Annotated in this window: 13 protein-coding genes; 10 read left to right on the top strand and 3 right to left on the bottom strand. The window is 42.1% G+C overall.

What is annotated here, in order from left to right; genetic code table 11:
- Window positions 1-58: 58 nt before the first annotated feature.
- The 10 genes from H5180_RS12635 (at window position 59) to H5180_RS12590 (ending at window position 10,223) form a co-directional block, all read left to right on the top strand.
- The gene (locus H5180_RS12635) at window positions 59-838 is read left to right on the top strand and encodes an isoprenyl transferase (RefSeq protein WP_145240478.1); all 780 of its coding nucleotides are present in this window, start codon (window positions 59-61) and stop codon (window positions 836-838) included.
- A 17-nt stretch (window positions 839-855) separates the two neighbouring features.
- The gene (locus H5180_RS12630; RefSeq protein WP_145240480.1) at window positions 856-1,722 is read left to right on the top strand and encodes a phosphatidate cytidylyltransferase; all 867 of its coding nucleotides are present in this window, start codon (window positions 856-858) and stop codon (window positions 1,720-1,722) included.
- Window positions 1,719-2,924 carry a 1-deoxy-D-xylulose-5-phosphate reductoisomerase gene (ispC, locus tag H5180_RS12625; protein WP_182758332.1) on the top strand — a complete coding sequence of 402 codons (1,206 nt, stop codon included), beginning with the start codon at window positions 1,719-1,721 and terminating at the stop codon, window positions 2,922-2,924. Before H5180_RS12630 ends, ispC begins: the two co-directional genes overlap by 4 nt.
- 1 nt (window position 2,925) lies before the next feature.
- Entirely contained in the window at window positions 2,926-4,278 is a 1,353-nt protein-coding gene (gene rseP, locus H5180_RS12620; RefSeq protein WP_145240483.1) for a sigma E protease regulator RseP, read from the top strand.
- Window positions 4,279-4,382: 104 nt separating this feature from the next.
- Window positions 4,383-6,854: an outer membrane protein assembly factor BamA gene (gene bamA / locus H5180_RS12615; protein ID WP_182731381.1), complete on the top strand. Its 2,472-nt coding sequence runs from the start codon at window positions 4,383-4,385 to the stop codon at window positions 6,852-6,854.
- A gap of 11 nt (window positions 6,855-6,865) precedes the next feature.
- Window positions 6,866-7,384, top strand: a complete 519-nt coding sequence (locus tag H5180_RS12610) for an OmpH family outer membrane protein (protein WP_145240487.1) — start codon at window positions 6,866-6,868, stop codon at window positions 7,382-7,384.
- 10 nt (window positions 7,385-7,394) lie between these two features.
- Window positions 7,395-8,432: a UDP-3-O-(3-hydroxymyristoyl)glucosamine N-acyltransferase gene (gene lpxD, locus H5180_RS12605; RefSeq protein ID WP_182731382.1), complete on the top strand. Its 1,038-nt coding sequence runs from the start codon at window positions 7,395-7,397 to the stop codon at window positions 8,430-8,432.
- A 13-nt stretch (window positions 8,433-8,445) separates the two neighbouring features.
- The gene (fabZ, locus tag H5180_RS12600) at window positions 8,446-8,898 is read left to right on the top strand and encodes a 3-hydroxyacyl-ACP dehydratase FabZ (protein ID WP_145240491.1); all 453 of its coding nucleotides are present in this window, start codon (window positions 8,446-8,448) and stop codon (window positions 8,896-8,898) included.
- Between the two features lie 2 nt (window positions 8,899-8,900).
- Complete coding sequence (lpxA, locus tag H5180_RS12595) at window positions 8,901-9,671, top strand: acyl-ACP--UDP-N-acetylglucosamine O-acyltransferase (protein WP_145240493.1); 771 nt, start codon at window positions 8,901-8,903, stop codon at window positions 9,669-9,671.
- 168 nt (window positions 9,672-9,839) lie between these two features.
- On the top strand, window positions 9,840-10,223 hold the full coding sequence (locus H5180_RS12590; RefSeq protein ID WP_182758352.1) for a septal ring lytic transglycosylase RlpA family protein: 384 nt from the start codon (window positions 9,840-9,842) through the stop codon (window positions 10,221-10,223).
- Here H5180_RS12590 and cydC read toward each other — a convergent pair.
- The 3 genes from cydC to cydX are packed head-to-tail and all read right to left on the bottom strand — an operon-like array spanning window position 10,220 to window position 13,872.
- Window positions 10,220-11,953 carry a thiol reductant ABC exporter subunit CydC gene (gene cydC, locus H5180_RS12585; RefSeq protein ID WP_182731384.1) on the bottom strand — a complete coding sequence of 578 codons (1,734 nt, stop codon included), beginning with the start codon at window positions 11,951-11,953 and terminating at the stop codon, window positions 10,220-10,222. The two genes, H5180_RS12590 and cydC, sit on opposite strands and share 4 nt — an antisense overlap.
- Complete coding sequence (gene cydD, locus H5180_RS12580; RefSeq protein WP_145240497.1) at window positions 11,946-13,730, bottom strand: thiol reductant ABC exporter subunit CydD; 1,785 nt, start codon at window positions 13,728-13,730, stop codon at window positions 11,946-11,948. The genes cydC and cydD overlap by 8 nt, the downstream gene beginning before the upstream one ends.
- Window positions 13,720-13,872, bottom strand: coding sequence for a cytochrome bd-I oxidase subunit CydX (cydX, locus tag H5180_RS12575; protein WP_064667585.1), 153 nt, complete (start codon window positions 13,870-13,872; stop codon window positions 13,720-13,722). The genes cydD and cydX overlap by 11 nt, the downstream gene beginning before the upstream one ends.
- Window positions 13,873-13,881 lie beyond the last annotated feature (9 nt).

Here is a 13,881-nt window from a genome sequence, read left to right as displayed (position 1 = left end):
GCTAGTAAATTTATTAGTTTTGAAACGCCGTCTGGGGTATACTAGGCGGCGTTTTTTTATGGAATACTCGATATTTATGGTTCTTAACGCTGATAAAATTTCCCAGCAATGTTTACCCAAGCATGTCGCTATAATCATGGATGGCAATGGTCGTTGGGCACAAGCCAAGAATAGGCCACGTGTGTACGGTCATAAAAAAGGCGTGGATGCGGTTCGTCAGTCTGTGCAGTTTTGTACTAAATTAGGAGTAGAGTCATTGACTCTATTCGCTTTTAGTAGTGAAAACTGGCATCGCCCCGAAGATGAAGTCAGTACCTTGATGGAGCTGTTTTTGTTTGTGCTGAGTAAGGAAGTTAAAAAGCTACACAAAAATAATGTTAAGTTAACCATTATTGGTGACTTATCTCGTTTTTCAGATACTTTGCGCAGCAAGGTTGATGCAGCACATGAATTAACGGCTAATAATACTGGTTTGCAACTGAATGTAGCGGCAAATTATGGTGGTCGATGGGATATAACAAATGCTGCAAAGCAATTAGGTAAGCTGATTGCTGCAGGGACGTTAAACCCTGATGATATTACAGAGCACGATTTAGCCGCCCATATGAGTATGCAAGATCAGGCTGAACCTGACTTGTTGATCCGTACTGGTGGCGATTTACGCATAAGCAACTTTTTATTGTGGCAAGCTGCTTATGCTGAACTTTACTTTACCGATACGCTTTGGCCTGACTTCAATGAAGCAGCTTTTGCTGATGCTATCGCTTGTTACGTTGCCAGAGAGCGACGGTTTGGTTGTACTGGCGAACAAATAAAACAATTACTCGCTGAAACCTAATTAAAAAGGGTAACACTTTGCTAAAACAACGAATTTTAACCTCTTTAGTGCTAGCGCCTTTGGCACTGGTGTTGGTTTTTTATACACCTCTTACATTGTTTAGTTACATTGCTGGCGCGATTGTTTTATTAGGCGCGTGGGAATGGTCGGCATTTATGGGGTTATGCGATAAAGTTAAACGTTTTTCGTTTGTGACGTTTATTGGCTTGTTACTGGTACTGCTTAATTGGCATTGGCCAATTGATGGACTGTGGGTCGACGGCCAGCTCGTAGGAGACGCAAATTATATATTCACACTGTCATTTTCGTGGTGGATTGTAGCCACCTACCTAGTGTGGCGCTACCCAGCAATGGCTAAAGCATGGAACGAAGGAGTGGTTATGCGCGCTATTGCCGGTATTCTCACCTTAGTACCGCTGTGGCTTGCGCTTAATACACTGCGCAGTGCTAACTATGAGCAATCAACGCACTTTGGTTCGATGCTTATTTTAGTGGTACTGGGGATCGTATGGAGTGCTGACATTGGTGCATACTTTACGGGTAAAAACTTTGGCAAGCATAAGTTAATGCCAAAAGTGAGCCCTAATAAAACCATTGAAGGTTTAGCTGGTGGCTTAGTTGCTGCGGTAATTTTTGTTTTAGCGTTTTGTCATTTTACCAATGTAGATATGTCTGTTTGGCCAATTTACGCGATTATGACTGTATTCATCGCGTTATTCTCAGCTATTGGCGACTTACTCGAAAGTATGTTTAAACGCGAAGCTGGTCTTAAAGATAGTGGCTCATGTTTGCCTGGCCATGGGGGGATTTTAGATCGTCTTGACAGCCTAACTGCTGCAGCCCCCATTTTTGTGTTGTGCTATGCATGGACACTTAGTTTATGAGTTGTAGACAACAACTCGTCATTCTCGGCGCGACAGGTTCCATTGGTTTAAGTACCTTAGATGTTATTGCGCGTAATCAAGAACAGTTTGCTGTATTTGCACTTGCGGCAGGTAATAATAGTGAATTGATGGCGCAATTGTGTATTGCTCATCAACCACGCTTTGCAGTGATGGCAGATGACAGCGCTGCAGCTAAGTTAAGCCAACACTTATCGGGCAGTGGCTGCAAAACAGTGATCCGCAGTGGCATTGCCGCCATGAGTGAACTGGCCGCTCACCCAGACGTTGACGCGGTAATGTCGGCGATTGTTGGTGCAGCAGGGCTCATACCTACACTCAGTGCGGTAGAAGCAGGTAAAAAAGTATTACTGGCGAATAAAGAATCTTTAGTCATGTCAGGTCAGTTGTTTATTGATAAAGTAAAACAACATAAAGCCACTTTACTACCGATTGACAGTGAACATAATGCCATATTCCAGTGCCTGCCAAGTGCACTGCAAGGCTCTAAAACTAATGCACAGTTAAATGAGCATGGGGTAAGTAAAATTTTACTTACCGGTTCTGGTGGGCCTTTTTTAACGTGTGATATTGCCTCTTTAAAAGACGTTACTGTGGCACAAGCCGTGGCGCATCCAAATTGGTCGATGGGACAAAAGATATCTGTTGATTCAGCCACTATGATGAATAAAGGCCTTGAGTTTATTGAGGCTAAATGGCTATTTAACTGCCAGGCAAACGATATTGAAGTGGTCATTCACCCGCAAAGTATTATTCATTCAATGGTGCAATACCAAGATGGCTCGGTGCTAGCGCAAATGGGGAATCCAGATATGCGTACACCGATTGCTCATGCTTTAGCATACCCACAACGTATTGATGCTGGAGTAACACCACTGGATTTTTCACAGCTTGCTGATTTTACTTTTACGAAACCAGATTTTGCCCGCTATCCCAATTTACAATTAGCTATTGCTGCGTGTAATGCTGGACAAGGTGCTACAACGACAGTTAATGCTGCCAATGAAATTGCTGTGCAGGCATTTTTACAAGGGCAGATAGGCTTTACTGATATATACCGCATTAATGCACAAACATTAGACACAACGGTTGATGTAAACGTACACACGCTCGATGAAATTCTTGAATGTGACCGTTTAGCTCGACTTCAAGCGACGCAACTCATTGCAAAGGTAGTACGCTAATATGTTCGATTTTCTGTGGAATTTAGGTTCTTTTATTCTAGCGCTGGGAATTTTAGTAACAGTGCATGAATATGGCCATTTTTGGGTTGCCCGCAAAGCGGGTGTGAAGGTGTTAAGGTTTTCTATTGGCTTTGGTAAACCGCTAATAAAATGGCACGATAAACACGACACTGAATATGTCATTGCAGCAATTCCTTTAGGTGGCTACGTGAAAATGCTTGATGAACGTGTTGATGAGGTGTCAGCTGAACAACGTCACTTATCATTTAATGCCAAGTCAGTACAAGCGCGTATCGCGATTGTAGCGGCAGGCCCGCTGGCTAACTTTATATTTGCTATCTTTGCTTTAGCTGCGATGTACATGGTTGGGGTTCAATCGGTGAAGCCGGTGGTTGGCTCAGTAAATGAGGGTAGCCGCGCTGAGCAAGCCGGTATTATGCCAAGTCAGCAAATTATAAAAATTGGCGATGATGATATTGCTACCTGGCAAGATGCTACGTTTGCGTTAATGGCCAGCCTAGGTGATAAAAGCGTTGCAGTTACCGTGCGTGACGAGCAATTTCAAGAACAGGTTAAAATGCTTGATATTGATGGTTGGAAACTTGATCAACAAGATGTGCCACCATTAGCTTCATTAGGTATTGTACCGTTTCGTCCGCAGGCGACTTTAACCGTTGCCACAATTTCGCCAAACTCTGCTGCAGCAGACGCTAATTTACAAGCAGGCGATGAAATTATCGCAGTAAATGGTGAAACAATAACCAGTTGGACGCAGTTAGTTAATGTTATTCAGCAATCCGCTAACAAATCATTACAATTTAGTGTAAAAAGACAAGATAGTATAGAGCTGCTAAATGTTACGCCGAAAGGACAACGTAATAGTGATGGCTTGCTACAAGGCTTTTTAGGTGTAGCGCCGGTGGTTGAAACATGGCCAGATGGTTACATTGAAACTAGACATTATGGTCCACTCGATAGTATGGTGCTGGGCGTAAGTGAAACATGGCGCTTGATCAGCCTAAGTTTTGATATGATTGGTAACTTAATTACTGGTCAAGTATCAGTGAAGAATTTAAGTGGTCCAGTTGGTATTGCTGTTGGAGCGGGAACTAGCGTAAGCTATGGCTTAGTAGCGTTTTTAGGCTTCTTAGCATTGATAAGTGTAAACCTGGGCGTATTTAATTTATTGCCCTTACCAGTGCTTGATGGTGGGCACTTAATGTATTACATAATTGAACTTTTTCGTAAAAAGCCGGTCTCTGAAAAGACACAAGAATTTGGTTTTAAAGTGGGTGCCTTGCTACTCATTTTTCTTACATGTTTCGCTTTGTTCAATGATGTATCGCGATTGTAAGCAATTGCGACAGTCTCGAATTAAAACACGATTGTAAAACACCGCTAAAGTATAATTTTAAGGTGTTGAGCGGTAATACCGTTGTAAAGGATAAAGATAATAAAATGGCTATAAAAAAACATTTGGCAGTAACAAGTTTATTAGGTGCTAGCTTTGCAGCCCTAGGCCAAAACTCCTTTATTGTTGACGATTTAAAAGTTGAAGGCTTACAGCGCGTTGCGTTGGGAGCGGCATTGACACATATTCCTATTAATGTGGGTGATAATGTTGATGACTACACAATTTCAAAAACGATTAAGTCTTTGTATAACTCAGGTCACTTCGACAACATCAAGGCACTACGTGATGGCAATAATGTTATTTTTAAAGTAACAGAGCGCCCAACAATTAGTGTTATTGAGTTTGAAGGCAATAAAGACATTAAAGACGAGCAGCTTACTCAGTCGCTTGATCAGCAAGATATTCGCCAAGGTGAACCACTGGATAAAACTGTGGTGGATAACATCGAGAAAGGCTTAATAGAGTTTTTCCACAGTATTGGTAAATACAACGCTAAAATTGATGTCAGTATCACTAAGTTACCGCGTAACCGCGTTAAGCTAAAACTTGAGTTTGATGAAGGCGATGCCGCATCTATTCGTCAGATCAACTTAGTTGGTAATGAATTATTTAGTGATGAAGACTTGTTAGCACTTGCTGAGTCACAACAAGATTTACCTTGGTGGCAGTTTATGGGCAGCGATCGCTACCAGAAACAAACCATTGAAGGCGATCTCGAGAAAATTCGTAGTTATTATTTAGACCGTGGTTACTTACGTTTTAATATTGACTCAACACAAGTATCAGTTAGTCCTGAGCGTGAATCTGTGTATGTAACAGCTAACATCACCGAAGGCGTTAAATACAAAGTGAAAGGCTTTGACTTCATTGGTGATTTACTTGGCCGTGAAGAACTGATCAAAAGCGTTATTCCACTTCGTGCCGGTGAACTTTATAATGGCTCAGTGGTTACCTCATCTGAAGAATTTATCAAAAGTTATTTAGCGCGTTTCGGTTATGCGAATGCGGAAGTTCGCACCATTCCTGAAATTGACGATGAAAACAAAGAAGTTCAGTTAACACTCTCAGTTAATCCTGGTCAGCGTGTTTATGTTCGTCGTATTATCGTTGGTGGTAACCAAAATACCGCAGATGAAGTATTACGTCGTGAAATGACCCAGCTGGAAGGCGCCTGGTTATCGAATCAGAATCTTGAGCGTTCAAAGCTACAAATTCAACGTCTTCCTTACATGGAAAGTGTTGATTTTAATGTTGTGCCAGTCCCTGGTATAGATGACCAAGTTGATGTCGATTTTACTGTTAAAGAGCAATCAGCAGGTAGCTTTAATGCAGGTCTTGCTTATGGTTCTTACTTAGGTCTGCAATTTAATATCGGTGTTACTGAGTCTAACTTCTTAGGCACGGGTAACCAGATTGGCTTTAACATCAATACCTCGCGTGGTTCAGAACGTGTTAGTTTATCGTATACCGACCCTTACTTCACCCCAGATGGTGTGTCGCAAGGCAGTAGTATTTTCTACAGTAATTACGATGCAAGTAAGTTTAGCCTCATCGATTACAAATCGAAAAGCTACGGGATTGGTACTAATATAGGATTCCCGATTGATGCGGTAAACCGTATCAACTTTGGTGTACGTTGGATCCAAGAAGAATTATCTGAAATTGCTGAATATGAGCAAACTCGTGTTATGCGTGAGACCTTCTTAGACCCGAATAATCCAGATAAAGGATTTGATTTTACTAAGTACGAACTCAGCGTTGGCTGGTCTCGTGTGACAGTAAACCGTGGCTTATTCCCAACTGCAGGTTCGCGTCAAACATTAAACTTAACAGGTACTACGCCAAACTCTGATTTAACTTACTTTAAGTTAAACTATGACTCGCGTTTTTATTGGCCGCTTTCGAATAACCATCGTTGGGTATTCTCAACCCGTGCTGCGCTTGGTTATGGTAACGGTTATGGCACAACCAATGGTTACGACCAAACATTGCCATTCCAAGAGTACTTTCGTATAACAGAAATGGAATTACGCGGTTTTGACCGTAATACTATATTGCCGCGCGCAATATCACGTACGCCACAGTTAATTCCGGGCACTTCGTTGCCAGATGGTGGCCTAACAGGCAATATAGGCGGTTCGCCAGAGTTTGATGTGTTAACACCACAAGGGCGTATTGGTGGTAATGCTAAAGCGGTTGCTGGCATGGAGTTAATTGTGCCAACTCCATTCTTGGATGAAGATAATACCAGTTCTGTACGTACCAGCTTCTTTATTGATGCTGCAAACGTATGGGATACTGAATTTAACGTTGATCGTTATAAAAATTTAGGGCCGGATGAACGCGCTAAGCTTGAGGATTATTCAGATCCGCTGCGCTTTAGGGTATCAACCGGTTTATCACTACAATGGATCTCACCTATGGGTCCTATGTTGATTAGTTTTGCGTATCCATTGCAACAAGAAGAAGATGACGATACGAAGACCATCAGCTTTAACATTAGTAATACATTCTAAAGGAGTTTTTTGTGAAAAAATCATTTAAATCATCGGCAATTGCCATTTTAGCTACACTTATGATGGGTACTTCTGCAAGTGCTTTTGCACATAAAGTAGGTATCGTAGATATGCAAGAAATCTACAAACAAATCCCACAAATGGCAAAAGTTGAGCAAACATTACAAGCTGAATTTGCTGAGCGTCGTCAAGAGCTTGAGAAGTTGCAGGGCGATATCCGCTTTGAAGCAGAAAAATTCAAGCGTGAAAGCACTACGATGAGCCAAGCGCAAAAAGATGCCCTACGTGAAAAAGTGGAAGGTATGCAAAAAAATCTTGCTGAAAAAGGTCGTCCTTTAGAGCAAGAAATTAAAGTTCGTCAAAATCAAGAATTAGCTAAAGTTCAAGGTCTTATCATCAAAGCAATCGAAGATATTGCCAAAGATGGTAAATATGATGAAGTTAAAGTTAAAGATACTACTATCTACTTTAACCCTAAAACGGTAGTTGATTTATCAAGTAAAGTTGTTGATCAAGTAAGTAAGCAATAGAACTTATTATATGCATAATTATACGCTTTCGCAGATTGCGGAACTTCTAGGCGCCGAGCTTGACGGTGACGGCGCTTGGGAAATCTCAAAAATTGCTACACTTGCAAATGCCCAATCTGGGCATATTGCATTTTTAGCGAATAAGAAATATCGCTCACAACTTAGTGATACTCAAGCGGGGGCAGTGATCTTATCTGCCGCAGATGCAGAGTATTATCAAGGTAATAAGCTCATCGTTGCTAACCCCTATGTTTGCTACGCGAAATTAGCTCAGTTACTCGATACCACGCCACGTTCAGCGTCATCAGGTATACACCCAAGTGCGGTGATCCACCCTGATGCCACGGTTGCAAGCACAGCCGCTGTTGCCGCTAATGCGGTGATTGAAGCCGGAGCGGTAATTGGTGATAACGTGCAAATAGGTGCTAATTGCTTTATTGGTGAAAACACAAAAATTGGCAATGGCACAAAACTGTGGGCAAATGTCAGTGTTTATCATGATGTAGAGATTGGCAATGATTGTTTATTTCAATCAAGTAGCGTAATCGGCAGTGATGGCTTTGGCTATGCAAACGATAAAGGACAATGGATAAAAATCCCTCAGCTTGGTCGCGTTATTATTAGTGACAAGGTTGAAATTGGTGCAGGTACTACGGTTGATCGCGGCGCAATAGACGACACAATCATTCACAGCAATGTGATTATCGATAACCAATGTCAAATTGCTCATAATGTTGAAATTGGTTCAGGCACAGCAATTGCTGGCTGTACCGTGATAGCTGGTAGTACAACTATTGGTAAAAATTGCCAGATTGCGGGGCTTGTAGGCATAAATGGTCACATAGATATCTGTGATGGTGTTATACTTACGGGTATGAGCATGGTGACTAAAGCGATTACGGAACCTGGTGTTTATTCCTCAGGGCTTCCACACTCTTCAAATAAAGAGTGGCGCAGAAACATTGCCCATTTACGTAATCTGCCAGAGATGAAAGTTCGCCTTAAAGCGCTAGAGACTCTGACTAAGTCATTAAACGTTGATCATTAATAAGGATGCTATTTTGGCAAACGAATTAAATAGCCTTGATATACAAGAAATTTTAAGCTTACTTCCGCATCGTTACCCGATGCTACTAGTTGACCGTGTGCTTGATTACACCCCTGGTGAATCATTACATGCAATTAAGAACGTAACTTTTAATGAACCGATTTTTACCGGCCATTTCCCTAACCAGCCAATTTTTCCTGGTGTATTAATTTTAGAAGCCATGGCACAGGCAACCGGTTTATTGGGTTTTAAAACTGTCGAAAATCGCAGTGAAAATGAACTATATTTATTTGCAGCGATAGATAATGCGCGCTTTAAACAACCAGTAACGCCTGGTGACACCATGCATTTACACGTTCAATTTTTAAAAGAGCGTCGTAATATTTGGAAGTTTGCAGCAGAAGCAAAAGTTGATGGCAAAATAGTATGTAGTGCCGAAATCATGTGTGCGAGAAGAGAGCTTTAATTGTGATCCATCCTACAGCGATAATCGAATCAGGTGCAAAGTTAGGTAATAATGTATCAGTTGGCCCTTACAGCTACATTGGCAACGATGTGGTTATTGGTGACAACTGCATTATCGAATCCCATGTTGTGGTCAAAGGTCCGTCAACAATAGGTTCAGGCAATCATATATTTCAATTTGCGTCTGTAGGTGAAGCCTGCCAAGACAAAAAATATAATAATGAGCCAACCACACTTATCATTGGCGATAACAATGTTATTCGTGAATGCGCGACTATCCACCGAGGTACAATTCAAGACCAAGGTGTGACTAAGATTGGCAGCAATAATTTATTTATGGCTTACACTCACGTAGCTCATGATGCAGTGATTGGCGATAACGTTATTTTTGCTAATAATGCATCTGTTGCAGGCCATGTACATATTGGTGACTGGGTTATCTTAGCGGGTAATTCAGGTATTCATCAATTCTGTAAAGTGGGGGCACATGCCTTTGTAGGTATGTACTCTGGCGTCAACAAAGATGTGCCGCCGTTTGTAACAACCATAGGTACGCCAGCAGGTCCTGTTGCAATTAATACTGAAGGCATGAAACGCCGTGGTTTTGAAAGCGATGAAGTAATGGCAACACGTCGTGCTTATAAAACATTATACCGCAAGAGCTTAGGTGTTGAAGAGGCACTTGCAGCGCTTGCTGATGATGCCGCTAAGTACCCAGCAGTACAGTTAATGGTTGATTTTGTGAAAAATTCTGAACGCGGTATTATTCGTTAATTCGTTTATGCTGTGTATAAAAGCCACCAGTTATTAAGTTAACTTGGTGGCTTTTTTGTATTCACTGTTTTGTATTTACTTTAATTCAGTTGCAGCTCAGTTGATACCTGCTACCTTTATGCATTCTGTTGATACCTGCTACCTTTATGCATTCTAAGGGAGCGTTGAATTTTGATTAAAGCACTTTTAATTAGCTTAGCACTGGCTATTTTAGCTGGCTGTAGTAGCTCGCCGACAAACTATTCTGCAACAAGCACAGGTATTCGTGAGCAGGGAAATGCTAGCTTTTATGCCGATAAATACCATGGTCGGCTGACCGCTAGTGGTGAAAAGTTTGACCAACAAGCCATGACTGCGGCGCACAAACAGCTCCCTTTTAACAGCAAAGTTAAAGTCACAAACACAGCAAATAACCGTTCAGTGGTCGTTAGAGTGAATGATCGCGGTCCTTTTATTCGCGGCCGTATCATCGATTTAACAAAGCATGCGTTTGAGCAACTCGCAGAGCCAAGCTCGGGCGTTATTAACGTAACCGTTGAAGTAATTGATTAAAAGCGTGTGATCAAGTTCACGTACTCAGGTTGCTCTGCTAATAGTTGCTGATGCGTTGCAATCGCTTTTATTTGCCCTTGCTCTAACCAAATTACGTTATCCATATTGGCAAGTAAGGCAGGGTCGTGAGTTATGCTGATCACAGTACAGTGCTGCATGCTGGTTAATATCGCATCCATAACTTGATGCTTCGATTGATTGTCGAGGCCTTCGGTTGGCTCATCAAGCACTAAAATAGCCGGTGCTCTGAGTAAGGCTTGCGCTAACGCTAAACGCCGCGATTGCCCACGCGACAAACTTCTGCCACCTGTGCCTAAGCGGGTGTCTAATCCTAGTTTTAACTCGCTAAGCCAATCACCTAACTGTGCTTGTTGACAGGCTGTGCGCATTTGTTGTTTAGTTGCTGAGGGCGCCGCATAGCGTAAGTTTTCAGCAATGGTGCCATCAAAAATATGATGTTGTTGTGCGACTATGTTAATCAGTTCGCAGCGATTTTGTTGACTGATCGTGTTAATTGCTATGGTTTTGTCTGCTGAAGTTAGATTTATCTCACCATTTTGCTGTGGCCATAAACCACTGAGTAAATTAACCAGCGTACTTTTCCCACTGCCGCTTTGCCCCACAATCGCGACTTTTTGCAGTGGCTCAATCGCAAAACTTAAGTTGTTAAGCGCAAAAGTATCACTGTGGTAACAATAACTAAGATCTTTAAATTCAAGCCCTAAAGGTTGCACTGATAACGACTCCTGAACGCTTGTAGTTTCAGGGCGCAGTTTATCTTCTAAATCAAAAATACGCTTTGCAGCGCTTAGCGCTACGGGCAATTGAATAAACGCATTTGGCAGCGTTAGCACCGTTTCAAAACTAGCAAGCACAAATAAACTAAGCATTGCCAGTTCAACATTGGCCATAGCTCCGCTGTAAACTAGCGGTGCAATTATCATAATGGCACCGAGCATACTCAGTTGTACTATTAATAGTGATACGCCATTACTATGTGCTTCGGCGCTATGGCGAACAAATAGTTGCCGATTATAGCGTTCACTGGCTGCCCGACATTGCTCAATTTGTTGCTCGGTGGCTTGATAGATAGCCAGCTCTCGTAAGCCACTTAGGGTATCTGATAATTCAGCACGTAAAGTCGCCGAATAGTGAGTTTCGAGGTCGGCAGTTTGCTGAAGTTGTTTACTCAGTATGATCGGCAGGGCAACGCCTACTATTAAGAGTGCAGTAAAGCATAGTAGCGCTACATTACTGTTGTAGGCTGCCATAATTGCAACCACAATTGGCACGCTGATTAGCGCAACAATCATTGGTAATAATACGTTTAAGTAAAATTTATCGAGCGCTTCAACGTCATTTTGCATGCGGTTAAATAGATCGGCGCTGCGGCTCATGGCTAAATCAACATTGCTTAGCTGGCTTAGCGTGTTAAAAACACTGACACGAATTTCACTTAATAATAAAAAGGTGGCGTTGTGGGTTACCAATCGCTCGCCGTAACGAGAGGCGGTTCTTACGATTGCCAAAAATCTAATTGTGCCGGCTGGTGTGAAGTAATTCATTTGCGTGCCGGCCAAGCCAGCCGCAGCCATGGCGGCTAAAAACCAACCAGAAATAGCCAATAAGCCAACGTTTGCCAGTACTGTTAAGGTTGCTAAAAATGCCCCTAACAGCATTGCACCTAGGTGCGGTCTACACAGTTTTAATAAACGTAAAAAATTAGTCATGCTGTTTACTCCTTGCATGCACTAAATCAAACAGCGCGCCTTGGTTATCGATGAGGGTTTTAAAGCTACCTTGTTCAATAACAGCACCATCTTTCATTACAATAACTTGTTTAGCTTGTGCAATGGTATTTAAGCGATGGGCTATCACCACAACGAGATGTTGCTGTGCATAATGATTGATAGCCGCTTGCACCTGTTGCTCAGTTTGGCTATCGAGGTGTGCGGTTGGCTCATCAAGGATCAAAATTGGCGCTTGTTTTAAAAATGCCCGAGCTAAAGCGATCCGCTGCTTTTGCCCGCCTGAGAGTCCTTCGCCTTGTTCACCAATTTGAGTGTCAAAGCCCTCTGGTAATTGATTGATAAACTCAAGTGCACCAGCTTGCTCTGCTGCAGTTTCTAGCTGCGTGAGTGTGGCATCCGGTTTGGCCAATAGTAAGTTAGCTTTGATACTGTTAAACAATAAAGTAGGTTGTTGTGGGATCCAGGCAATATGTTGCTGCCATTGCTTAATGTGTGATGCGGCTAATTGTTGTTGATTTACCGTAACAGCACCGATCACCTGAGGATGAAACCCTAATAAACAATCGAGTAAGGTGCTTTTACCAGCACCACTTTGACCAACGATGGCATACAGGCCTGTGCCTGCAAATGTAAGGTTTATATTGTTAACGCCTTCATTACTTTGTGGGTAATGAAAATTTAAATTATCAATATTTAGTTGTTCGATACTTGGTAAGTTTAAGCTATTTTGAGTATTTGGTTGTATGTTCTCAAGAGCCTTAGCAGGGAGTGGCTCATTCAATATTTTTAGCATATCAGCAGCGGCACTAATCCCTTCTAATCGGGCATGGTAATGGCTGCCGAGTTGGCGCAGCGGTAAATAAAACTCCGGGGCAAGTAACAGTACAACAAAGCCGGTCGAAAAATCTAAGGTACCAAAAAACAACCGAAAACCGATTATCACCGCTACTAACGCGACACTAATGGTCGCTAAAAACTCGAGTGCGAAAGATGATAAAAATGCGATTTTTAATACGTTTAAAGTCGCATGGCGAAAGTCATCGGAAATTTTGGCAATTTGTTTTAGTTCGCGCGTAGTCGCATTAAATAACTTTAGTTGGGTTAAGCCTTGTAAGCGGTCAAAAAAGTAATTACCCAACACAGCTAGTTGTTGCCAACGTTGTTGATTCAGTTGTTCTGCTTTGTGGCCAACCAAAATCATAAAAAACGGAATTAGGGGGGCGGTGAATAAAAAAATCAACCCAGCTTTCCAATCGGTAGGAAAAATCACCATCAGGATAGCCAAAGGAATAAGCGCACTGTAAGCCACGCTCGGTAAATAATTAGCATAATAATCGTGCAGTGCTTCAACACCATTGTGTAGGGTGTTTAAAGTCGCGCCATGACCTTGTTGTTCAATATAACTTGGCCCAAGTAAGGTGAGTTTCTCGAGTAAAGCATGGCGCATTGCAGTTTTAATTTTAAGTGCGGCTTGGGCACTTATGCGCTGCGAAAATCCAAGCAATATTCCGCGCCCTAAAATCAATGCTGCTAATGGCCAAAGTAAAGGGGTAATAGTGGCTAAATTGGCGTGTTCAAACATCACTAAATGAATTGATCGTGCCACTAAATAAGCACTGGCAATCATCAATAATGCGTTAAATGTTCCTAGCGCAATACTGATTTTTAAAAGACTGCCAGCGTGATTGGAATGCGTTTTTAAAAACGCGCGTAGCGTAGTTTGCTGCGCGCGATTTGGTCGGGGGTTAGTCGTCATTTTGGCGATTAAGCCTATCGTGTAATTCTTGTTCGTCGTCAGCGATACTGTCTTTGTTCTGGCCAAATTCGTACCACATAACGTTGATCACACCTAACGTACAGGCTAATAAAACACCGAGTATCCAAGCAAAATACCACATAGATCAAAT

Source organism: Pseudoalteromonas sp. SR41-4 (assembly GCF_014163985.1).
Lineage (GTDB): Bacteria > Pseudomonadota > Gammaproteobacteria > Enterobacterales > Alteromonadaceae > Pseudoalteromonas > Pseudoalteromonas rhizosphaerae.
This window is presented reverse-complemented; position numbering and strand designations above follow the sequence as displayed.